The following is a 21,747-nucleotide window of genomic DNA, read 5'->3' on the forward strand; positions in this document are numbered from 1 at the left end:
TTTCCTTAGGAGAGCAAATGCTTCACGCCAGCTTGCTCTTCAAGCAATTCATTGAGGGTATGAGTCATGCGCTCACGGGAGAATTCATCGATCTCTAAACCTTCGATCATTTTGTACTCGCCGTTTTCGCACACTACTGGGAAGCCATAAATCACTTCAGCTGGAATACCGTACTCGCCTTTAGAAGGAATACCCATAGTGACCCATTTGCCATTCGTACCGAGCACCCAATCACGCATGTGATCAATCGCAGCATTTGCAGCAGAAGCTGCAGATGAGAGACCACGAGCGTCAATGATGGCTGCGCCACGCTTACCAACGGTAGGAATGAAGGTATCCTTGTTCCAGGCTGGATCGTTAATGGCGTCTTTTACAGACTGACCATCGATCGTTGCAAAGCGATAGTCTGGATACATTGTTGGACTGTGGTTACCCCAAACAATCAGTTTCTCAATGTCAGCAACAGGCTTGTTTAGCTTTGTGGCCAACTGTGAGAGTGCGCGATTGTGATCGAGACGCAACATTGCTGTGAAGTTCTTCGCAGGAATATCTGGAGCAGATTTCATCGCGATATATGCATTGGTATTTGCTGGGTTACCAACCACCAATACTTTGACAGTCTTCTTAGCAACTGCATTCAATGCCTTGCCTTGAGCCGTAAAAATTTGTGCGTTAGCAGAGAGTAAATCTTTACGCTCCATGCCAGGACCGCGAGGACGTGCGCCAACCAAGAGGGCTACGTCAATATCTTTAAACGCGGTCATGGGGTCAGAGTGCGCTGTCATGCCTGCCAATAGTGGGAATGCGCAGTCCTCTAATTCCATCATCACGCCAGCCAAGGCTTTTTGAGCTTTCTCATCCGGAATCTCAAGCAACTGGAGGATGACAGGCTGGTCTTTGCCCAAAAGGTCGCCATTGGCGATACGGAACAGAAGGGAATATCCGATTTGACCGGCTGCACCGGTTACAGCGACACGCATTGGGGCTTTTGCCATTACTAATAACTCCAGAGGAAGGTTAATTAATCAAAACATTTCTATTATCCATTTAAGTGTATGGACTTTCGCTTTACACTGTCAATGACGTCTTATATAAGACTAGAATCACCGTAAATTTTATCCAATTGCTATCGACTGGAGTCAATTTGTCAGAAGTCAATTTGCCTGTTGCCTCATTTAGCCCTCTGTACGAGCAGATCAAGTCAATGATTTTGGCTAGCCTGCAAGCTGCAGAATGGCTTCCTGGAGCAGCCATCCCTAGTGAAATGGAATTGGCGGCACGCTATGCCGTTAGCCAGGGCACCGTCCGCAAGGCTATCGATGAGCTGGCAGCCCAAAGCTTATTGGTGAGACGTCAAGGGAAGGGTACTTTTGTTGCCACCCATCAAGAAGACGATTGGCAATATCGTTTTTTACGCTTAGCCCCTGATTCTGGTGAGAAATTTCATCTCACTAGCCAGTTTTTAGCCTGTGTCAGGGCTAAAGCAAGTCCATATATAGCGGATTTGCTTAAATTAAAGGCAGGTGACGCAGTGATTCATATTGATCGTGTCCAGAGTTTTGCAGGTAAACCCATTGTTTTTGAAGAGATTTGGCTACCTGGAGCCCGCTTTAAGGATCTTGATCTCGAGGCGCTGAATACCTGGCATGGTCCGGTATACGCTTTCTATGAGAGTCAATTTGCGACACATATGGTGCGTGCAGAAGAAAAAATTAAGGCAGTAGCTGCTGATGAAGTCTTGGCGGGTCATCTCCAATTGCCACTTGGCGCACCACTGCTTTCTGTTGAGAGAGTGGCCTTCACTTACGGGAATAAACCAGTAGAAATTCGTCATGCCAGATACGACACTTCAGAGCAGCACTACGAAAATAAATTGAACTAAAAATATCCGTTAAAACCCCTATTTAACGCTTTTAAACACTAAAAAATCCCCACCACCCCTAAGGTTTCCAATAGAATATGTTGCGACACAACAAAACCACAATAAACCTCCACTTAAACATCGAGATTGCCCATGGTTGATGCACAACACAATGTAAAAAAAGATAAACCGGTTTATCGAAATATTGGCCTAGCCCAATTAGTGAAATATCGCCTTCCTTGGGCAGGGAAGGTTTCTATTCTTCACCGCATTAGCGGAGCGGTATTGTTCCTCTTATTGCCATTCATCTTGTATCTCTTTGATCAGAGTTTGGCTTCTGAGTTGAGTTATCAAAAATTCCAAGCTTTTACTGGCAACATTTTGGTAAAAATAATTTGCTTAGGCTTGATCTGGTCATTCTTGCACCACTTTTGTGCTGGTATCCGTTACCTCTTACTCGATTTGGAAATCGGGGTGGAGAAGTCGGAATCCAATCGCTCTGCCATCATTGTTTTAATTGTTGGCTTGGCTCTGACGGCAATCGTTGGCCTCAAATTATTTGACCTGTACTAAGCGCACATCACTTAAGGAAATTTCATGCCTATTTATCAAATTGGACCAAAGCGCTTAGTTGTAGGCGCCCATTACGGTCTTAAAGAGTGGATCATCCAACGCGTCACTGCGATTGTGATGGTGATATTTACAGTTGTTTTGCTGGTTGACTACTGCATCACTGGTAGCGCAACTTATGAAGGCTGGTCTGGTCTTTTCGCCAATCAGTTTATGAAGCTTTTAACCTTGTTGGCTTTATTCAGCCTTTTCTATCACGCCTGGATTGGTGTGCGCGATATCTGGATGGATTACATCAAGCCCGTAAGTATTCGTTTAACACTGCAAGTGTTGACCGTCCTCTATCTCGTAGCCTGTGCGGCCTATGCCGTCCAAATTTTGTGGAAAGTGTAATTCGATGACTGCAATTCAAAAATCATTGCCACGCCGCCGTTTTGATGCGGTGATTATTGGTGCGGGTGGTTCAGGTATGCGTGCTTCATTGCAATTGGCGGAAGCTGGTCTCAATGTTGCTGTATTAACGAAAGTTTTCCCAACACGTTCACATACGGTTGCTGCACAAGGTGGTATTGGTGCTTCATTGGGTAATATGAGCGAAGACAATTGGCACTATCACTTTTATGACACTATTAAAGGTTCTGATTGGTTAGGTGACCAGGACGTCATCGAGTTTATGTGTCGTGAGGCGCCAAAAGTTGTTTACGAATTAGAGCATTTTGGGATGCCATTTGACCGTAACCCAGATGGTACGATTTATCAGCGTCCATTCGGTGGTCACACTGCAAACTATGGTGAAAAACCAGTGCAACGTGCTTGCGCTGCTGCTGACCGTACTGGTCACGCAATGTTGCACACCTTGTATCAGCGTAACGTGCGCGCTAAAACCAATTTCTTTGTTGAGTGGTTAGCCCTGGATTTAATTCGTGACGATGAGGGTGATGTCGTTGGTGTTACCGCTCTTGAAATGGAGACTGGTCAGGTTTATATCCTTGAGGCCAAGGTTGTTATGTTGGCTACAGGTGGTGCAGGCCGTATTTGGGACGCCTCTACTAACGCATTTATTAATACCGGCGACGGTATGGGTCTTGCAGCCCGCGCAGGTATTCCATTGGAAGACATGGAGTTCTGGCAGTTCCACCCAACCGGCGTAGCGGGTGCGGGCGTATTGCTGACAGAGGGTTGCCGCGGTGAAGGCGGTATCTTGCGCAACAAAGACGGAGAGCGTTTCATGGAGCGTTATGCGCCAACCTATAAGGATTTAGCGCCACGCGATTTCGTATCTCGTTGCATGGATCAAGAAATTAAAGAAGGGCGCGGTTGTGGTCCCAACGGTGATTATGTTGTGCTGGATTTGACGCACATTGGCGCCGAAACGATCATGAAGCGTTTACCTTCTGTGTATGAAATTGGCATTAACTTTGCTAACGTTGACGTGACTAAAGAGCCCATTCCAGTTGTGCCAACCATTCACTATCAGATGGGTGGCATTCCAACTAACATCAATGGGCAAGTGGTTGTGCCTGCCAACGGTATTCATAACGAAATCGTGAATGGCTTGTATGCCATTGGTGAATGCTCATGCGTCTCCGTTCACGGTGCAAACCGTTTAGGCACTAACTCATTACTAGACCTTTTGGTATTTGGTCGCGCAGCGGGTAACCACATTGTTGGCTTGGGCTTGAAGAATCGTGAGTTCAAGAAATTGCCTGAGAATGCTGGTCAGCAAACCTTGGAACGTATTGCGAAGTTAGATAACTCTACTTCTGGTGAGTACGCACAAGACGTTGCTAACGACATTCGCAAGTGTATGCAGAAATATGCTGGCGTGTTCCGTAATCAAGAGCTGATGGATGAAGGCGTTCGTCAAATGGCGAAATTGACTGAGCGTGCTCAGAACTTGTGGGTCAAAGATAAGTCTGAGATTTTCAATACAGCGCGTATTGAAGCGTTGGAAGTAGCTAACTTAGTTGAGACTGCCAATGCAACCATGATTTCTGCTGCAGCCCGCAAAGAAAGTCGCGGCGCACACTCACATGATGATCACCAGCATCGGGATGATGACAACTGGATGAAGCATACCCTTTGGTATAGCGAAGGAAATAAGCTCTCTTATAAGCCAGTGGTATTAAAGCCCTTGACTGTTGAGTCCTTCCCTCCTAAAGAACGTACTTTCTAAGCGAAGAGAAATAGAAAATGAGTGATATCCGTATATTTGAAATTTACCGCTACGATCCAGATGTCGATGCAGCTCCACGCATGCAGCGCTATGAGCTAGAGCTTACTGGCGAACGTATGTTGTTAGATGCCTTGATTTCTTTAAAGAAGCAAGACGAAACAATTTCTTATCGTCGTTCATGCCGTGAAGGTGTGTGCGGTTCAGATGCGATGAACATCAACGGTAAAAATGGTTTGGCTTGTTTGACCAATATGTTGACTTTGCCTAAGGTCATCACATTGCGCCCATTGCCTGGCTTGCCAGTCGTGCGTGATTTGATCGTCGACATGACTTTGTTTTTCAAACAATACCTGTCTATCAAACCTTACTTGGTAAATGACAATCCACCTCCAGAAAAAGAGCGCCTTCAGAGCCCTGAAGAGCGTGAAGAGTTAAATGGCTTGTATGAGTGCATCTTGTGCGCATCTTGCTCAACTTCATGCCCATCATTCTGGTGGAACCCTGATAAGTTTGTGGGTCCAGCGGGCTTGTTACAGGCATATCGCTTTATTGCTGATAGCCGTGACGAAGAAACATCGCAGCGCTTGGATAATCTGGAAGATCCGTATCGCTTATTCCGCTGCCATACCATTATGAATTGTGTGGACGTCTGTCCTAAGCACTTGAACCCAACCAAGGCAATTGGCAAGATCAAGGAGTTGATGGTTCGTAGGGCAGTATGACCCTAGGCAATGCAGAGTTATATCGTTTAAAGAGTGATGCTCGTAGAGGCTTGCTAGAAAACGACTTAATTCTGCAGCGCTTCTTTGAGCGTTATGGCGCTCAGTTGAGCGAAGCAGATGGAATCGTTTTAAGTCAGTTATTGGCCCTTGATGACAATGACCTCATGGATTTGTTAATTGGTCGTAAAGATTCAGTATCAATGTTGGAGAAAGAGATGCAGTCTGATTCTTTCAAAGCAGTTTTACAAAAGCTCAGAGAGAAATAATTCAGCTTTTTGGTGCAGTGGTAGTGATGGCATGTGATTGAATAGTGTTTTACTCATAATTTTGAATGACTAAGGATTAGAAATGATTGAATCGGACATCAAAGCAAAACTCTCGTTTTCGGATGGCACGCCAGATATTGATCTGCCAATTTACAAAGGAACAGTTGGTCCTGATGTAATCGATATTCGCAAGCTCTATGGTCAGACTGGTAAGTTCACTTACGATTCAGGTTTTCTTTCTACTGCGTCTTGCAATAGCAAAATTACTTATATCGATGGCGACAAAGGTGAGTTGCTCTATCGCGGCTACCCAATTGAAGACCTGGCAAATAACTGCGACTTCTTGGAAGTATGCTTTCTGCTGATTAATGGTGAATTGCCAAACGCTACCGAGAAAAAAGATTTTGAAGAAATGGTTATGCACCACACCATGGTTCATGAGCAGATGCAATTCTTCTTGCGCGGTTTCCGTCGTGATGCGCACCCAATGTCAGTATTGACTGGCTTGGTTGGCGCCATGGCTGCTTTCTACCATGACGAGATTGACTACAGCGAGCCTAAGGCCCGTGAAGTAGCGCAAATTCGTTTGATCGCGAAGATGCCAACCCTTGTGGCAATGGCATACAAGTATTCAGTAGGACAACCTTTTATCTATCCAGATAATTCTTTGTCATACACCGCCAACTTTATGCGCATGATGTTTGCTACCCCATGTGAAGAGTACAAAGTAAACCCAGTATTGGTACGTGCTTTGGACCGCATCTTTACCTTACATGCAGACCATGAGCAAAATGCTTCTACATCGACCGTGCGTTTGTGCGGCTCTTCAGGCACAAATCCATTTGCTGCTATTTCTGCTGGTATAGCCTGTCTATGGGGTCCGGCTCACGGTGGAGCAAACGAAGCTTGCTTACAGATGTTGAATGAGATTCAAGCAAGCGGTGGCGTTGATAAGATCCATGAATTTATCGCTCAAGTGAAAGACAAGAACTCTAGCGTTCGTTTGATGGGCTTTGGCCATCGTGTTTACAAAAACTTTGATCCACGTGCAAAATTGATGCGTGAGACTTGCTATGAAGTTTTGAACGAACTCGGTCTGCAAGATGATCCATTGTTCAAGTTGGCAATGACCCTTGAGAAGATTGCTTTGGAAGATGAGTATTTCGTTAGCCGTAAGCTCTATCCAAACGTGGACTTCTATTCGGGCATCGTGCAGCGCGCACTTGGCATCCCAACAGAAATGTTTACCTGTATTTTTGCTTTGGCAAGAACAGTAGGCTGGATTGCGCAGTGGGAAGAGATGATTACCGATCCAGAGTACAAGATCGGACGTCCACGTCAGCTGTATGTTGGTGAAACTTCACGCAAGGTTCCTAACATCTCGGTTCGTAAATAAGGTTCTTAAGGTCGCTCATGTCTCGTACGCTTTATGACAAATTGTGGGATGACCACGTTGTTTACTCTGAAGAAGATGGCACAGCGACGATCTATATTGATCGTCAGCTACTGCATGAGGTAACTAGCCCACAAGCGTTTGAAGGCTTGAATATGGCCGGCCGCCCAGTTTGGCGTATCTCTGCGAATTTAGCAGTTTCAGACCATAACGTGCCAACAACAGATCGCTCTGAAGGTATTGCTGATCCAATTTCAAAATTGCAAGTAGATACCTTGGATCAAAACTGCGATGCTTTTGGTATTACCCAATACAAAATGAACGATGCCCGTCAAGGAATTGTTCATGTGATTGGGCCAGAGCAGGGCGCAACGTTACCGGGCATGACGGTGGTGTGCGGTGATTCGCATACTAGTACTCATGGCGCATTTGGTGCTTTGGCATTTGGTATTGGCACTTCAGAAGTCGAGCACGTATTGGCGACTCAAACCCTGCTCATGAAAAAGAGCAAGAATATGTTGGTTAAAGTAGATGGCCGTTTGCAGCCAGGCTCTACTGCTAAAGATATCGTTCTTGCTGTCATCGGTAAGATTGGCACTGCAGGGGGAACGGGCTACACCATCGAGTTTGCTGGCGAAGCCATACGCAGCCTATCGATGGAAGGTCGTATGACCCTTTGTAATATGGCAATTGAAGCTGGTGCAAGAGCGGGCTTAGTTGCCGTTGATGAAACCACTATTGAATATATTCAAGGTCGCCCATACTCACCAAAAGGCCCGGCGTTATTGCAAGCTTTACAGTATTGGAGAACTTTGCATTCTGATTTAGATGCAAAATTTGATGCAGTAGTGGAGTTGCGCGCAGAAGAGATTGCCCCTCAAGTGACTTGGGGCACTTCACCAGAAATGGTGCTTGCCATCAGCGAACGTGTTCCTGATCCAGAAAAAGAGCGTGACCCTAATAAGCGTACTGCAATGGAGCGTGCATTGGAGTACATGAATCTGACTCCGAATACGCCACTAAGCAGTATTTCCGTTGATAAAGTATTTATTGGCTCCTGCACCAATAGCCGCATCGAAGACATGCGCGCAGCAGCTAAAGTGGTTGATCGTCTTGGTAAAAAAGTTGCGGCGAATGTGAAGTTGGCATTGGTTGTTCCTGGTTCGGGATTGGTTAAAGCGCAAGCTGAGCGTGAGGGCTTGGATCGCATCTTTAAGGCTGCTGGCTTTGAATGGCGCGAGCCAGGTTGCTCTATGTGTTTGGCAATGAATGCTGATCGCTTAGAGCCGGGTGAGCGTTGCGCATCAACTTCCAATCGTAACTTTGAAGGCCGCCAAGGTAATGGCGGTCGCACCCATTTAGTGAGTCCTGCGATGGCAGCTGCCGCTGCAATTGAAGGTCATTTTGTTGATGTACGTAAGATTTCATAAGGGCCATTCAGAATGAAATTTTCTCCAGTATCTTTAATGGCTAAATTAGCTATCGTTGGTATTGCAGGTCTTACCATCTCTGCTTGCAGCAATACGTTTGAAGGCATGGGGAAAGATTTACAAACGATGGGTAAGTCAATGGATAGCTCAAATAGCACCCAAAATAATCAGTCACAAACCAAGGGTAAAGATGTTGTGATTACCCCTGTGAAGTAAACATTAAGAGTTAAAGTCAGAATCATGGATAAATTTACGGTATACAAAGGTTTGGTTGCTCCGCTTAATCGCGAGAACGTGGATACCGACGCTATTATTCCGAAACAGTTTCTCAAATCCATCAAGAAGACTGGTTTCGGTCAAAACTTATTTGATGAGTGGCGTTATTTAGATCATGGTGAGCCAGGGCAGGATTGCAGTACTCGCCCAGTTAATCCTGATTTTATTCTGAATCAGGCTCGGTACAAGGATGCCGGGATTCTTTTGGCGCGCAAAAACTTTGGTTGTGGCAGCTCCCGTGAACACGCCCCTTGGGCGCTTGATCAATTCGGTTTTAGGGCAGTCATCGCCCCTAGTTTTGCCGATATTTTTTACAATAATTGCTTCAAAAACGGTCTTCTACCCATCGTTTTGACAGAAATTCAGGTTGATCACCTGTTTAACGAAACCCTCGCATTTAGTGGCTATCAGCTCACTATTGATCTCGAAGCTCAACAGGTGATTACCCCTGATAGCACTGTATATAGCTTCGAAGTAGCCCCATTCAGAAAGTATTGCCTTCTCAATGGTCTGGACGATATCGGCTTAACTCTGCGACATGCAGATAAAATCAAGGCTTATGAAGCCGAGCGCATTCTCAAAATGCCTTGGCTTGCGACACAATTGCCGTAATTTTAGATTTAAAGGCCTTTCATGAAAATTGCAGTTCTACCGGGCGATGGTATCGGCCCGGAAATCGTTGCTCAAGCCGTTCGAGTTTTAAATGCACTCGGCCCAAAGTTTGATCTTGAAGAAGCCCCTGTTGGTGGCGCCGCTTATGATGTCGCCGGACACCCTTTGCCGCCAGCAACTCTTGATTTGGCAAAGAATGCTGATGCGATTTTATTTGGTGCAGTGGGTGATTGGAAATACGATACCCTTGCGCGTGAATTGCGTCCAGAGCAGGCTATTTTAGGATTGCGCAAACACTTAGAACTGTTTGCTAACTTCAGACCAGCAATTTGCTACCCAGAGTTAACTGCAGCGTCTAGTTTGAAGCCAGAGATTATTGGTGGCTTAGATATTTTGATTGTGCGTGAATTGAATGGCGACATCTATTTTGGTCAACCGCGTGGTATTCGTAGTTCAGAGTTGCCTTTGTTTAAAGGTGCGCGCGAAGGTTTCGACACCATGCACTACAGTGAGCCTGAAGTAGAGCGTATTGGTCGCGTTGCTTTTGAGGCGGCGCGCAAACGTGGCAAGAAAGTATGTAGCGTTGATAAAGCAAACGTTTTAGAAACTTCACAACTGTGGCGCGAGGTGATGATTCGTATTTCTAAAGAATATCCTGATGTTGAGTTATCCCATATGTATGTGGATAACGCTGCAATGCAGTTGGTAAAAGCGCCCAAGGCATTTGATGTGGTGGTAACTGGTAATCTGTTCGGAGATATTCTTTCTGATGAGGCAGCGATGCTTACAGGCTCCATTGGTATGTTGCCTTCCGCATCATTAGACAAGAACAATAAGGGTTTGTATGAGCCCAGCCACGGTTCTGCACCTGACATTGCCGGCAAAGGTATTGCGAATCCCTTGGCAACGATTCTTTCTGCGGCAATGATGCTGCGCTATTCCTTGGGAATGCCAGCTGAAGCGGATCGGATTGAAAAAGCTGTGCAAACAGTATTGGCACAAGGCTTGCGTACAGCTGATATTTATACCGCGGGCACTCAAAAAGTATCTACTGTACAAATGGGCGATGCAGTAGTCGCCGCACTCTCATAAATCGACATAAAAATTTATTCATCATGGTAAATACAAAAACTCCTATAGTAGGCTTAGTTGGCTGGCGTGGTATGGTCGGTAGCGTCCTGATGGAGCGCATGCTTGCTGAAAAAGATTTCGACCTAATCGAACCTATCTTCTTTAGTACTAGCCAAGCAGGAGGCGAAGTGCCATTGCTCAATGGTCAAAAAGTAACAAAGAGCGAAAGTACTTTGCGAGATGCCAATGACATCCAAGCATTGTCACGTTGCGACATCATTTTGACTTGCCAAGGTGGTGACTACACCAACGAAATATTTCCAAAACTGCGAGCTGCAGGCTGGGCTGGTCATTGGATTGATGCTGCTAGTGCATTGCGCATGAAGGATGATGCTGTCTTGGTATTGGATCCAGTCAACCGTCCCGTAATTGATCAGGCATTGGCTGCTGGAGGTAGAAACTGGATTGGTAGTAACTGCACCGTGAGCTTGATGATGATGGCCATGGGTGGTTTGGTAAAGGCTGACATGGTTGAGTGGATCAGCGCCATGACTTACCAAGCGGCATCTGGTGCTGGCGCACAAAACATGCGTGAGTTGCTTTTGCAAATGGGTGCTTTGCGCGACAGTGTTGCTACTGAATTAGCAGACCCGTCCTCATGGATTTTGGATATTGATCGTAAGGTAACGGAAACATTACGTTCAGCAGATTTTCCGAAAAAGAATTTCCGCAACACTGCCTTGGCTGGTAGTTTGATTCCATGGATTGATGTGCCAGTTGAAAATGGTCAAACGAAAGAAGAGTGGAAGGGTGGCGCTGAGTTCAACAAAATCTTGGGTCGTCCAGCATTCCGCACTCCTGGCAGTATTCCAATCGATGGATTGTGCGTACGTGTTGGCGCAATGCGTTGCCATTCACAAGGTTTGACTGTGAAGTTAAAGAAGGATATTCCACTTAAGGAAATCGAATCTATCTTGGCAAATGATAGCCAATGGGTCAAAGTAGTGCCAAACGACCGTGAATTGACAGAACGAGACTTATCGCCGGCAGCAGTGAGTGGCACTTTGACTGTGCCTATCGGCAGATTGCACAAATTGGCGATGGGTCCGGAGTATCTTAGTGCATTTACTGTGGGTGATCAGCTATTATGGGGTGCTGCTGAGCCCTTGCGCCGTATGCTCAGAATCCTACTCGAGAGGTAATGAACAGATGCTTCGTCTTGATCAATCTAGTTTGCTTAAAGTAATTTGCTTTACTTTGCTCAGTTGGTCTTGCACGGCCAGTGCGATTTATTTAGGCGTCCCTAAATTACAGTCTGTCCCTGGTGAACCTTTGCGTGTTGAAATTCCCATTCGTAGTGGACCAGATGAAAAAGCTTTTTTATCAAGTCTCACTGTTGAGCTTCCGAGTAAGGCTGCTTATGAAAAATTGGGAATTTCTCAAAAAATTCTAGATCTCAATCCGCAGGTGATGGTTTATCGAAACCGCCAAGAACAGTTAATGGTGCTAGTTGAGTCAGTTAACCCTGTACCAGTTAGCAATGATCCATTCTTGGATATATTAGTGAAGCTGAATTGGTCTAGCGGAAGTCTTACTAAAACGTATACCTTTTTACTAGGCGATACGCAGAAGGTGATAGTAAAGCCCGGTCAAAGTCTATCCGAGATTGCGACCATTATGGCGCCTCGCTTGGAAGGCGCTAGCCTAGATCAGACTATGCTGGCCTTATACAAAGCGAATCCTGAAGCATTTGCCAGCGGCAGCATTAATAGATTAAATTCTGGAGCTGAGCTTAATAAACCAAGCCAAGCACTTCTGCGCTCTATTAGTCCAGTTGAGGCACATCAGTTTGTTGCTGATGCGAATGAACAGTGGCGCGCTGATCAGGGTACAAAAGGCGATAAAGGTCCTGATGGCTCTAGTAAGGGCATCAAAACTAAGGCGGGGGAGAATGCTGCAAAAGACCGTTTGAAGATTGGCTCCAGCGCTGAAGGTAGCGCTGAAGAGCGTCGCTATACGGAAGAACTGGTTGCCCAAGAAAAAGAATTAGAGCAAGCCAAAGCGCGTGTTGCAGAACTGCAAAAGAATATTGCTGACTTACAGCGACTCTTGGAAAAATCCAAAGATAAAAAATCTGTTGCTGATAATTTTGGTTTGGGTGGCTTTGGACCAGCTGTTTTGGCAATGGGTTTAATTGCATTAACAGGACTTCTGCTGTGGGTCTTGGCGCGCAATGCGCGTGGCTCAGAATCTTCTGCATTTGCTAAGGCCGAGCCAGACTCGCAAAAGACGGCCGCCGCCCCCAATTTTGAAATGCCTGAACGGGCTAAAGCACTATTTTCTGGAATTGATCTTGATCTTTCCACTCCAGCGCAAGAGCCATCTGCTGAAGTTGCGTCTGAGAGTAATCCTCTGGCGGATACCTTGCGCGTAAAACTGAACTTGGCTCGCGCTTACATCACTATTGAAGATTACTCGGCAGCAAAGAAATCTTTAGAAGAAATTATTCGCGTTAGTAACTCAGTAGATCCAACCATTACGATTGAAGCGCAAGGCTTACTATCAGAGCTTTCCCATCGTCAGGCTTAGGGCTGAGCGATGCGTATAGCGCTCGGCCTCCAATACGACGGTAGTCCGTATGCTGGATGGCAAGTTCAACACAATCACAATACTGTTCAAGCAGAATTAGAAAAAGCAATTACGGCTTTTATTGGTGAAGAGGCTAAAAGTTGCCCGGTGCACACCATTACTGCTGGTAGAACAGATGCTGGCGTCCATGCGCTTGGACAGGTAGTTCATTTTGAGACACAGGTTGAGCGGGAAGATTTCTCATGGGTGAGGGGGGTGAATTCATTCCTGCCACCATCGATTGTTATCAATTGGGCCAAAACAGTCTCGACAGAATTTAGTGCGCGATTTTCGGCATTCGAGCGCACCTATATTTATGCAATACATGCAGGACCTTGTCCTTCGCCGATGGTGAATGCGCGCGCGGGTTATGTGCTATTGCCACCCAATCAATGGTTTGATGTCGATGCCATGAAAGAGTCTGCTCAATGCCTTATTGGAGAGCACGACTTCACCTCATTTAGATCTTCCGAATGTCAAAGCAAGACGCCGGTAAAAACAATATATGCGATTGACATCATTTCTGATGAGCCTTGGTTGTATTTCCGCATTCGAGGCAATGCATTTTTGCATCACATGGTGCGCAATCTTGTTGGTAGCTTTTTGCAAATTGGTCGCGGTAAACATCAGCCAGAATGGATGGCTGAGGTGTTGGCCGCTAAAGATCGCCATTTGGCTGCCCCCACTTTTATGCCGGATGGTCTATATTTGGCCAAAATTGCTTATCCGGAGGAATTTGCCATACCAGCGCCTTGGCTAAAAAACTCCTGGTTGCCTGCTCAGATCATTCAGTCTTAGGGGCTTATAAGGCCTTATCATTCATTTATGGGCTTATTGACATATTTTCCGGGGCGAACCCGGGTCAAAATCTGCGGTTTAAAGACGGCGGCAGATACTGATGCGGCCGTTCTGGCTGGTGTTGATGCGGTTGGCTTTGTCTTTTATCCCCCCAGTGTTCGAGCTGTAAGCCCCAATATGGCTGCCCAGCTCATTTCTAGACTTCCGGCAGGGGTAGACGCCGTTGGATTACTGGTGAATGTGAGCGATGATGAGTTTGCTGCTATACGTGCGGCTGCCCCAATCACTTTGTGGCAGTTTCATGGGGATGAGACCCCTCAGAGATGTGCTCAATTGGCTCAAGGTGAGCCCTGGATGAAGGCTGCGCGTGTAGGCCCTCAGTTCGCCTTCGATGATTTTTCCCTACAATATAGGGATGCAAACGCTTTTCTGCTAGATGCTCTCGTCGAGGGCTATGGTGGCGGAGGCGTTCCTTTTGATTGGCAAGGAATTCCACAGACATGGGTAAGCGAAAACGCGCCTCGGGTCGTTTTGAGTGGTGGATTGAACACGCACAACGTGGGCGAGGCGATTGCTCGTCTACATCCTTGCGCGGTTGACGTCTCTAGTGGCGTAGAAAGCAGCAGGGGTATTAAAGATCCTGCGCTCATGGCTGAATTTGTAAAAGCAGTGCGCGCAGCAGATGAGAAATCATCATCCCAATAAATTGCTGTAGATAAATCAAAAGAGGTAGCTATGTACGACAAGCCAGATGCACGAGGACACTTTGGTCCTTACGGCGGCGTGTTTGTTTCTGAGACGTTGATGTTTGCATTAGATGAGCTCAAAGAAGCTTATGCTAAATATCAACACGATCCAGAATTCATTGAAGAGTTTCATTACGAGCTCAAACACTTCGTCGGAAGACCGTCGCCGGTATACCACGCCAAGCGCTGGAGCGAAATGGTCGGCGGTGCACAGATCTATCTTAAGCGTGAAGATCTTAATCACACTGGGGCACACAAGATTAATAACGTGATTGGCCAAGCGATGCTGGCTAAGCGCATGGGCAAGCCTCGCATCATCGCTGAGACCGGCGCTGGGCAGCACGGTGTTGCTACAGCGACTATTTGCGCGCGCTTTGGTTTGGATTGCACGGTTTATCAGGGTTCTGTAGACGTTGCACGTCAGGCACAAAACGTCTTCCGTATGAAATTACTCGGTGCCAAAGTAGTTCCCGTGGAATCGGGTACCAAAACATTAAAAGATGCACTCAATGAAGCAATGCGCGATTGGGTGACCAATGTGGAAAATACTTTCTACATCATTGGCACTGTCGCAGGGCCGCATCCTTACCCAATGATGGTGCGCGATTTCCAAAGCGTCATTGGTGAAGAGTGCAAAGTGCAAATGCCGGAGATGACTGGTCGACAACCAGACTTCGTATTAGCTTGTGTTGGTGGCGGCTCTAATGCAATGGGCATTTTCTATCCTTACATTGATTTCCCAGAAGTAAATCTGGTTGGCGTTGAGGCTGCAGGCCATGGATTGGGTAGTGGTCTGCATTCAGCAGCACTTTGTGTTGGTAAGCCCGGTGTTTTGCATGGCAACCGCACTTACTTGTTACAAGATGAGAATGGTCAGATCTCTGAAACCCATTCGGTGTCAGCGGGCATGGACTACCCCGGCGTTGGTCCTGAGCATGCTTGGTTGAAGGACTCTGGCCGTGCTGACTACGTAGCTATTACCGATGAGGAAGCGCTTAAGGCATTTCATGACTGTTGTCAGATTGAGGGCATCATTCCTGCATTGGAGTCGGCCCATGCAATTGCTTATGCCTGCAAGCTCGCCAAGACTTTGCCAAAAGATAAAACCATCTTGGTAAATCTTTCGGGACGTGGCGACAAGGATATGCACACCGTTGCACAAGCTACTGGTTCTGAAGGTTAAGAAAAACGATGTCAAAAATTACAGCGCTCTTTAAAGAGTTAAAAGCAAGTGGCAAAAAAGGATTAATTCCTTTTATTACTGCAGGCGATCCCGATCCAAAGCAAACGGTTGAGCTAATGCATGCACTAGTACGTGGTGGCTCGAGTGTCATTGAGTTAGGCGTACCTTTCTCAGACCCCATGGCTGATGGCCCAGTGATTCAGAGATCATCGGAGCGTGCTTTAACACATGGTGTGACTTTGCATTCTTGCTTGGGGATGGTGAAAGAGTTTCGTCAAAAAGATGTCACTACTCCCGTAGTCTTAATGGGTTATGCAAACCCTGTCGAGCAAATGGGGGCAGAGCGTTTCGCAACCGAAGCAAAAGCGGCCGGTGTAGATGGGGTCTTGGTTGTGGATTACCCACCAGAAGAGTGTGTAGATTTTGCTGCACGTATGCGTGTTGCAGGTATTGACCCGATTTTCTTATTGGCACCAACCTCATCGCATGAGCGTATTAAAGAGGCTGCCAAAATTGCCTCTGGTTATATCTATTATGTTTCGATGCGTGGGGTCACAGGCGCTTCCCACCTCAACACTCAAGATGTGGCCAGCATCATCCCTAAGATTCGCGAGGAGACCGATATTCCAATTGCCGTAGGCTTTGGGATTAGCGATGCGGCAAGCGCCAAGGCGGTATCCGCTAGTGCTGATGCAGTGGTCATCGGCAGTCGAATTATTCGTCTGTTAGAGGATGCGCCACCTGGTCAAGCGGTACAATCATTGGAAACCTTCATTCGTGAGATTCGCGACGCATTGGATAGTTAAAACTAATGAGCTGGATAGATAAATTACTCCCACCCCAAATCCAACATACTGATCCTGCAAATCGTAAGTCAGTACCAGAAGGGTTGTGGGTGAAGTGCCCAAGTTGCGAAACAGTTCTCTATAGCACTGATATCGAAGCTAATCTTTCAGTTTGCCCAGAATGTAGTCATCACATGCGCATTGGCGCGCGACAGCGTTTAGATAGCCTTCTCGATTCAAGTGGCCGATACGAAATCGGAGCTGATATTTATCCAACCGATCCGCTCAAATTTAAAGATTCTAAAAAATATCCAGATCGTATTAAAGAAGCCAATGATGCTTCTGGCGAAACAGAAGCTCTGATTGTGATGGGTGGCAAGATTGAGAGTATTCCAGTTGTGGCAGCTTGTTTTGAGTTTCAATATATGGGTGGCTCAATGGGATCTGTCGTGGGTGAGCGTTTTGCCCGCGGTGTGCAAGAAGCGATTGACAAGAAATGCGCTTTCATCTGTGTTACTGCTACTGGTGGTGCGCGTATGCAAGAGAGCTTGTTATCTCTATTTCAGATGGCAAAGACTAACTCGATGTTGACTCTGCTGTCTAAAAAAGGTTTGCCATATATCAGTGTATTGACTGACCCTACTATGGGCGGTATTTCTGCAAGCTTTGCCTTTATGGGTGATGTGGTGATGGCTGAACCAAAAGCCTTGATTGGTTTTGCTGGTCCACGTGTCATTGAGCAAACTGTTCGTGAAAAATTACCAGAAGGTTTTCAGCGCTCCGAGTTCTTGATGCAAAAGGGCGGCATTGACATGATTGTTGATCGTCGCCAGATGCGTGGCGAGATTGCACGCTTATTGGCGCTCTTACAAAAACTACCAGAGCCTGCGATTGCGGGTAGCGCAGTCGTTTAAGCGCTTGAGTACAGCACACCAAACCCCAATTCTTTTTTCTAGCCTAGAGGCTTGGCTTAGTCACCTCGAAACAGCGCACCCAGTCGGTATCGACATGGGTCTGGAACGTATCAATCGAGTCAAGTCGGCCTTAGATCTTCATTTTGATTGCCCTTTAATTACAGTTGCTGGCACTAACGGCAAAGGCTCTACTTGCGCTTATCTTGAAAGTATTTTGCTAGCCTCCGGATATCGCGTTGCTTGCCACACTTCACCTCACCTTCTCAAATTCAATGAGCGCGCCCGTGTCAATGGACAAGAGGTTACCGACAATCTTTTATTAGAACATTTTGCTGCTGTTGAAAATGCACGCGTGAGTTTGGTAGATGCACCAACGCTAACGTATTTTGAGTTCACTACTTTGGCTATCATGCATCTGTTTTCTAAATCCAATATGGATGCCGTGGTGTTAGAAGTAGGCATGGGTGGTCGTTTAGACGCAGTCAATATTGTGGATGCCGATTGCGCGATCGTTACTAGCATTGATATTGATCATGCAGATTTCTTGGGAGCTACTCGCGAGGCTATTGGTTTCGAGAAGGCGGGCATCTTTCGTCCTGGACATATCGCCGTGTGCGGCGACCCAGTACCGCCGCAATCTTTAATTGACTATGCAGAAAAGCTTGGCTGTGATCTTTGGTTGCAAGGACGTGATTACAACTTTCAGGGGGATAAGCAGCAGTGGGGATGGGCAGGTCGTAAGAAGCGCTTTAGTGGTCTTGGATACCCAGCGTTACGGGGCGCTAACCAAATTCTGAATGCCTCCGCTGTCATTGCCGCCTTAATGGCCTTGCACCAACGTCTGCCAGTCAGCGCCCAGGATATTCGTAATGGTTTTGCTTTGGTTGAACTGCCGGGCCGTTTTCAGGTTTTGCCAGGGCAGCCAACCATAGTTTTGGACGTGGCCCACAACCCCCATGCCGCAGCTACTTTGGCTCAAGGCTTAGACAAAATGGGTTACCACCCTTATACCTATGCCATTTTTGGGGCTATGGCCGATAAGGATATTGAGGGGGTAATGAAGCCCTTGTTGAGTATTGTGGATTTCTGGTTTTGTACGGATTTGCCAACCCCTAGGGCGGCCAGCGCAAAGTCCTTGAGCCAGAGACTTGAGGCCTTGGGCGTAAAGCCTCAAAACGGAGCGGATGGCGGTATTGAAACCTTTGAAAATCCTGCTGCAGCGTATCAAAAAGCGCTCTCAAAAGCGGGTGAGGGTGATAGAATTGTGACCTTCGGATCCTTCTATACCGTTGCAGGCGTAATGATTTACCGAAACAACCAGGCCCATTGATCCATGATTCGTTTACCGAGCTTCTTTAAGCGAAAAACACAGGCTGATGACCTTGAATTAGGTTCAGTAAGGGGGCGCACTGCTCAACGCGCTGCTCCTCGCAGTTTTCAGCGTGCTGCCGAAGCAGAAGAACTTGCCCTCACCGAAGACCCAGAACAACAAAGGGCTCGCCATCGTTTAATTGGCGCCACTGTATTAGTGCTGATTGCGGTCGTGGGTTTGCCGCGTATTTTGGATAGCAAGCCTAAGTCAGCGCCAAACGATATTGCTGTCAACATCGTAACGAGTCTGCCAATTCCGGGTATTGATGCAAAGCCAGAAACCAAGGTCGAAGAAAAAGTAAAAGTAGATACCCCAACAGAGCTTGTTAAAGAAGCGGCAGCTATTTCAGAAGTGAAATCTGAGCTTAAGGTGGAGCCCAAATCAGATACCAAGATTGAGGCTAAGTCTGTACCAAGCAAAACTGCCGCCCTAGGTCTAGCTACCGGAGAAGAAGTGGTCTCTGCTTCTAATACCAAAGCGAAGGCTGATGACCTTACTAAGACCAATGCAAGTGGTGCTAACAATGTTGCGAGTGGTTCTGGCAAATTTATTATTCAGCTGGGCGCATTTGCATCTGAAGATCGCGCTAAAGGTTGGATTGCTAAACTCAAAGAACAAAAGATTCCTAATTACGTTTTTAATAAAACAGCTAGCGATGGCAGCAAACTCTATGTTTTACGAGCTGGTCCGTTTGCGGATAAAGATGCTGCTGAAGCAGCAGAAAAGAAAACAAAGGCGATGGGTCTTTCACCAAGACTCGTCGAGACTGGTAAACAGTAATGGAATACTTATCCACCTTAAAATTAACATCGGTGGATTACTTCACCCTAGTTGTCCTCTTGGTATCCGCCTTGGTAGGCATTTCTCGCGGTTTATTTAAAGAGGTGCTTGCTCTAGGTTCATGGTTTGCGGCTGCATGGGTTGCCTATCACTATACAAATTACCTTGCCACCGAATGGCTTTCAACATTTCACCTTGATGAGTTACTTGGTCTGGGTATCAGCTTCCTGATTCTTTTCATCTTGACCTTGATTGTTTGTGGATTACTCGGTGGTCTAGTACAAAAAATTATTTTGTCAGCAGGTTTGAGTTTGACGGACCGTTTTTTAGGCTTGGTATTTGGCCTAGCGCGCGGTGGCCTGATTGTGATTATTCTGGCAACGCTCGCTGCACTAACGCCGATCCCACAAAGCAACGCTTGGAAAGATGCTATTACAAGACCGGCTATGGATACGGCAACCGGTTTAATTAAAGGTTGGCTACCAGCTGACTGGGCTAAGCAATTGGGTGATTCAATGCCCAAAGTAACGCCAACGATTACTCCTAAATTAACAATAGGAATCTAGAGATATGTGCGGCGTCGTCGGAGCTATTTCCCACTCACCAGTAAATCAACTTCTCTATGATGCTTTGTTGCTTTTGCAACACCGCGGACAAGATGCAGCTGGTATTGCAACTATGAACGGTAACTCGTTCACCATGCATAAGGCCAATGGCCTTGTGCGCGACGTATTTAGAACTCGTAATATGCGCAGCTTGGTTGGTAATGCTGGTATCGGCCAGGTCCGCTACCCAACTGCTGGTTCAGCCAGCAGCGAAGAAGAAGCTCAGCCTTTTTATGTCAGTGCGCCATACGGAATTGTTTTAGCGCACAACGGTAATCTTACAAATGCACCGAGCTTGCGGGTTGAGATGGCCTATCGTGATCGTCGTCATATTAATACCAGTTCTGATACCGAAGTGCTCTTAAACGTCTTAGCTGATGAACTTCAAAAAGAGACCAATAGCGCTGCCTTGGATGAGGGCGCTATGTTTAATGCGGTTACTGGAGTGACTAGTCGCGTTAAAGGTTCTTATGCCGTTGTTTCGATTATTGCGGGTTATGGCCTATTAGCATTTCGCGACCCATTTGGTATTCGCCCCCTTTGTCTTGGGCGGATTGATACGCCACAAGGTCCTGAATGGATGGTGACATCTGAGTCTGTGGCGCTTGAAGGTCTTGGTTTTACTTTTGTACGTGACGTTAATCCGGGTGAAGCAATTTATATTGATTTGGATGGTAATTTTTATTCCCGTCAGTGTGCGCCTAATGCAGTCCTCACGCCTTGTATTTTCGAATACGTCTACATGGCACGTCCAGACTCCACTATTGATGGAGTAACTGTTTATAACGTGCGCATGCGCATGGGCGATTATTTAGCAGAGAAAATCCGCAAAGAGACTAATGTGGATGAAATCGATGTGGTCATGCCAATTCCTGATTCAAGCCGACCTGCAGCAATGCAAGTAGCCAAGAAGCTTGGGGTGGATTATCGTGAAGGCTTCTTTAAGAACCGTTACATTGGTCGCACCTTCATCATGCCTGGTCAGGCAGTCCGCAAAAAGTCTGTACGTCAGAAACTTAATGCAATGCGGATTGAGTTCAAAGATAAAACGGTGCTGATCGTAGATGATTCAATCGTCCGCGGCACTACCTCATTCGAGATCGTGCAAATGGCACGTGAATCTGGCGCGAAGAAAGTAATCTTTGCATCAGCAGCGCCACCTGTCCGTTTTCCGAATGTGTATGGCATTGATATGCCAACACGGAGTGAGTTGGTTGCTTATGGTCGTACCGATGAAGAAATCAACAAGATGATTGGTGCTGACCAATTGATTTATCAAAGTGTTGAGGATATGAAACAAGCAGTTCGTGATATCAATCCTGATCTCAAGAACTTTGAGGCCTCCTGCTTTGATGGCAATTACATCACCGGAGATATTACCGAGTCCTATCTTGATGCCTTAGAGGCTGCCAGAAATACCTCTGATGCTAAGGCTGATCGTCAGCGTGATTCGAGTGACTTTGCCCGCTCACAGCTCCACCTGCATTTGGCTACTGAAGACTAAAAAGCGACAAGAATTTGCCTTCTACGAGGCAATTCTGCAATTCGGTGTCAAAATA

General features: G+C 46.5%; 23 protein-coding genes. 22 read left to right on the forward strand and 1 reads right to left on the reverse strand.

The genetic code is table 11. The annotated features are described in order from the left end of the window. Positions 1-5 precede the first annotated feature (5 nt). Positions 6-995: a malate dehydrogenase gene (locus AOC07_RS03715; protein ID WP_215294044.1), complete on the reverse strand. Its 990-nt coding sequence runs from the start codon at positions 993-995 to the stop codon at positions 6-8. A gap of 149 nt (positions 996-1,144) precedes the next feature. On the opposite strand from AOC07_RS03715, the gene AOC07_RS03720 reads away from it, so the two are divergent. The 22 genes from AOC07_RS03720 to purF all read left to right on the forward strand — a co-directional run bounded on the left by AOC07_RS03720 (position 1,145) and on the right by purF (position 21,692). Next, positions 1,145-1,882: a GntR family transcriptional regulator gene (locus AOC07_RS03720; RefSeq protein ID WP_215358198.1), complete on the forward strand. Its 738-nt coding sequence runs from the start codon at positions 1,145-1,147 to the stop codon at positions 1,880-1,882. A gap of 132 nt (positions 1,883-2,014) precedes the next feature. After that, positions 2,015-2,434 (forward strand): succinate dehydrogenase, cytochrome b556 subunit, encoded by a 420-nt coding sequence (gene sdhC / locus AOC07_RS03725; protein ID WP_215358200.1) that lies wholly within the window; start codon positions 2,015-2,017, stop codon positions 2,432-2,434. 24 nt (positions 2,435-2,458) lie between these two features. Continuing rightward, entirely contained in the window at positions 2,459-2,824 is a 366-nt protein-coding gene (gene sdhD, locus AOC07_RS03730; protein WP_215294047.1) for a succinate dehydrogenase, hydrophobic membrane anchor protein, read from the forward strand. Positions 2,825-2,828: 4 nt separating this feature from the next. After that, complete coding sequence (gene sdhA / locus AOC07_RS03735) at positions 2,829-4,607, forward strand: succinate dehydrogenase flavoprotein subunit (protein WP_215294048.1); 1,779 nt, start codon at positions 2,829-2,831, stop codon at positions 4,605-4,607. A 17-nt stretch (positions 4,608-4,624) separates the two neighbouring features. Beyond that, complete coding sequence (locus AOC07_RS03740; protein ID WP_215294049.1) at positions 4,625-5,329, forward strand: succinate dehydrogenase iron-sulfur subunit; 705 nt, start codon at positions 4,625-4,627, stop codon at positions 5,327-5,329. After that, positions 5,326-5,595, forward strand: a complete 270-nt coding sequence (locus tag AOC07_RS03745) for a succinate dehydrogenase assembly factor 2 (protein ID WP_215358201.1) — start codon at positions 5,326-5,328, stop codon at positions 5,593-5,595. The genes AOC07_RS03740 and AOC07_RS03745 overlap by 4 nt, the downstream gene beginning before the upstream one ends. Before the next feature lie 82 nt (positions 5,596-5,677). Beyond that, positions 5,678-6,991 (forward strand): citrate synthase, encoded by a 1,314-nt coding sequence (gene gltA, locus AOC07_RS03750; RefSeq protein WP_215358202.1) that lies wholly within the window; start codon positions 5,678-5,680, stop codon positions 6,989-6,991. 17 nt (positions 6,992-7,008) lie between these two features. Next, a complete protein-coding gene (gene leuC / locus AOC07_RS03755) occupies positions 7,009-8,418 on the forward strand; it encodes a 3-isopropylmalate dehydratase large subunit (protein ID WP_215358203.1) in 1,410 nt (469 codons plus the stop codon). A 12-nt stretch (positions 8,419-8,430) separates the two neighbouring features. Next, the gene (locus AOC07_RS03760) at positions 8,431-8,634 is read left to right on the forward strand and encodes a hypothetical protein (RefSeq protein WP_215294053.1); all 204 of its coding nucleotides are present in this window, start codon (positions 8,431-8,433) and stop codon (positions 8,632-8,634) included. 24 nt (positions 8,635-8,658) lie between these two features. Next, positions 8,659-9,306 (forward strand): 3-isopropylmalate dehydratase small subunit, encoded by a 648-nt coding sequence (gene leuD / locus AOC07_RS03765; protein WP_215358204.1) that lies wholly within the window; start codon positions 8,659-8,661, stop codon positions 9,304-9,306. A 21-nt stretch (positions 9,307-9,327) separates the two neighbouring features. Then, complete coding sequence (gene leuB / locus AOC07_RS03770; RefSeq protein WP_215294055.1) at positions 9,328-10,398, forward strand: 3-isopropylmalate dehydrogenase; 1,071 nt, start codon at positions 9,328-9,330, stop codon at positions 10,396-10,398. A gap of 23 nt (positions 10,399-10,421) precedes the next feature. Further along, complete coding sequence (gene asd / locus AOC07_RS03775) at positions 10,422-11,579, forward strand: aspartate-semialdehyde dehydrogenase (RefSeq protein ID WP_215358205.1); 1,158 nt, start codon at positions 10,422-10,424, stop codon at positions 11,577-11,579. Between the two features lie 7 nt (positions 11,580-11,586). Further along, positions 11,587-12,966: a FimV/HubP family polar landmark protein gene (locus tag AOC07_RS03780; RefSeq protein WP_215358207.1), complete on the forward strand. Its 1,380-nt coding sequence runs from the start codon at positions 11,587-11,589 to the stop codon at positions 12,964-12,966. Positions 12,967-12,975: 9 nt separating this feature from the next. Beyond that, positions 12,976-13,803 carry a tRNA pseudouridine(38-40) synthase TruA gene (truA, locus tag AOC07_RS03785; protein WP_215358208.1) on the forward strand — a complete coding sequence of 276 codons (828 nt, stop codon included), beginning with the start codon at positions 12,976-12,978 and terminating at the stop codon, positions 13,801-13,803. A gap of 27 nt (positions 13,804-13,830) precedes the next feature. Next, complete coding sequence (locus AOC07_RS03790; RefSeq protein ID WP_215358210.1) at positions 13,831-14,508, forward strand: phosphoribosylanthranilate isomerase; 678 nt, start codon at positions 13,831-13,833, stop codon at positions 14,506-14,508. 30 nt (positions 14,509-14,538) lie between these two features. Next, the gene (gene trpB / locus AOC07_RS03795; RefSeq protein ID WP_215358211.1) at positions 14,539-15,732 is read left to right on the forward strand and encodes a tryptophan synthase subunit beta; all 1,194 of its coding nucleotides are present in this window, start codon (positions 14,539-14,541) and stop codon (positions 15,730-15,732) included. A gap of 8 nt (positions 15,733-15,740) precedes the next feature. After that, the gene (gene trpA, locus AOC07_RS03800) at positions 15,741-16,538 is read left to right on the forward strand and encodes a tryptophan synthase subunit alpha (RefSeq protein WP_215358212.1); all 798 of its coding nucleotides are present in this window, start codon (positions 15,741-15,743) and stop codon (positions 16,536-16,538) included. Positions 16,539-16,543: 5 nt separating this feature from the next. Then, positions 16,544-17,431, forward strand: coding sequence for an acetyl-CoA carboxylase, carboxyltransferase subunit beta (accD, locus tag AOC07_RS03805; protein WP_215358213.1), 888 nt, complete (start codon positions 16,544-16,546; stop codon positions 17,429-17,431). A gap of 4 nt (positions 17,432-17,435) precedes the next feature. Next, positions 17,436-18,761, forward strand: coding sequence for a bifunctional tetrahydrofolate synthase/dihydrofolate synthase (folC, locus tag AOC07_RS03810; RefSeq protein ID WP_215358214.1), 1,326 nt, complete (start codon positions 17,436-17,438; stop codon positions 18,759-18,761). Between the two features lie 3 nt (positions 18,762-18,764). Beyond that, on the forward strand, positions 18,765-19,583 hold the full coding sequence (locus AOC07_RS03815; RefSeq protein WP_215358215.1) for an SPOR domain-containing protein: 819 nt from the start codon (positions 18,765-18,767) through the stop codon (positions 19,581-19,583). Beyond that, positions 19,583-20,149 carry a CvpA family protein gene (locus tag AOC07_RS03820; protein WP_215358216.1) on the forward strand — a complete coding sequence of 189 codons (567 nt, stop codon included), beginning with the start codon at positions 19,583-19,585 and terminating at the stop codon, positions 20,147-20,149. Before AOC07_RS03815 ends, AOC07_RS03820 begins: the two co-directional genes overlap by 1 nt. Positions 20,150-20,153: 4 nt before the next feature. Beyond that, entirely contained in the window at positions 20,154-21,692 is a 1,539-nt protein-coding gene (purF, locus tag AOC07_RS03825) for an amidophosphoribosyltransferase (RefSeq protein WP_215294066.1), read from the forward strand. The last annotated feature ends 55 nt before the right edge of the window (positions 21,693-21,747 follow it).

The organism is Polynucleobacter sp. UB-Raua-W9, assembly GCF_018687435.1.
GTDB lineage: Bacteria > Pseudomonadota > Gammaproteobacteria > Burkholderiales > Burkholderiaceae > Polynucleobacter.

Coding starts and splice junctions, on each gene's coding strand:
- AOC07_RS03715 (WP_215294044.1), bottom strand. CDS start 995: ATGGCAAAAGCCCCAATGCGTGTCGCTGTAACCGGTGCAGCCGGTCAA.
- sdhC (WP_215358200.1), top strand. CDS start 2,015: ATGGTTGATGCACAACACAATGTAAAAAAAGATAAACCGGTTTATCGA.
- sdhD (WP_215294047.1), top strand. CDS start 2,459: ATGCCTATTTATCAAATTGGACCAAAGCGCTTAGTTGTAGGCGCCCAT.
- sdhA (WP_215294048.1), top strand. CDS start 2,829: ATGACTGCAATTCAAAAATCATTGCCACGCCGCCGTTTTGATGCGGTG.
- AOC07_RS03740 (WP_215294049.1), top strand. CDS start 4,625: ATGAGTGATATCCGTATATTTGAAATTTACCGCTACGATCCAGATGTC.
- AOC07_RS03745 (WP_215358201.1), top strand. CDS start 5,326: ATGACCCTAGGCAATGCAGAGTTATATCGTTTAAAGAGTGATGCTCGT.
- gltA (WP_215358202.1), top strand. CDS start 5,678: ATGATTGAATCGGACATCAAAGCAAAACTCTCGTTTTCGGATGGCACG.
- leuC (WP_215358203.1), top strand. CDS start 7,009: ATGTCTCGTACGCTTTATGACAAATTGTGGGATGACCACGTTGTTTAC.
- AOC07_RS03760 (WP_215294053.1), top strand. CDS start 8,431: ATGAAATTTTCTCCAGTATCTTTAATGGCTAAATTAGCTATCGTTGGT.
- leuD (WP_215358204.1), top strand. CDS start 8,659: ATGGATAAATTTACGGTATACAAAGGTTTGGTTGCTCCGCTTAATCGC.
- leuB (WP_215294055.1), top strand. CDS start 9,328: ATGAAAATTGCAGTTCTACCGGGCGATGGTATCGGCCCGGAAATCGTT.
- asd (WP_215358205.1), top strand. CDS start 10,422: ATGGTAAATACAAAAACTCCTATAGTAGGCTTAGTTGGCTGGCGTGGT.
- AOC07_RS03780 (WP_215358207.1), top strand. CDS start 11,587: ATGCTTCGTCTTGATCAATCTAGTTTGCTTAAAGTAATTTGCTTTACT.
- truA (WP_215358208.1), top strand. CDS start 12,976: ATGCGTATAGCGCTCGGCCTCCAATACGACGGTAGTCCGTATGCTGGA.
- AOC07_RS03790 (WP_215358210.1), top strand. CDS start 13,831: ATGGGCTTATTGACATATTTTCCGGGGCGAACCCGGGTCAAAATCTGC.
- trpB (WP_215358211.1), top strand. CDS start 14,539: ATGTACGACAAGCCAGATGCACGAGGACACTTTGGTCCTTACGGCGGC.
- trpA (WP_215358212.1), top strand. CDS start 15,741: ATGTCAAAAATTACAGCGCTCTTTAAAGAGTTAAAAGCAAGTGGCAAA.
- accD (WP_215358213.1), top strand. CDS start 16,544: ATGAGCTGGATAGATAAATTACTCCCACCCCAAATCCAACATACTGAT.
- AOC07_RS03815 (WP_215358215.1), top strand. CDS start 18,765: ATGATTCGTTTACCGAGCTTCTTTAAGCGAAAAACACAGGCTGATGAC.
- AOC07_RS03820 (WP_215358216.1), top strand. CDS start 19,583: ATGGAATACTTATCCACCTTAAAATTAACATCGGTGGATTACTTCACC.
- purF (WP_215294066.1), top strand. CDS start 20,154: ATGTGCGGCGTCGTCGGAGCTATTTCCCACTCACCAGTAAATCAACTT.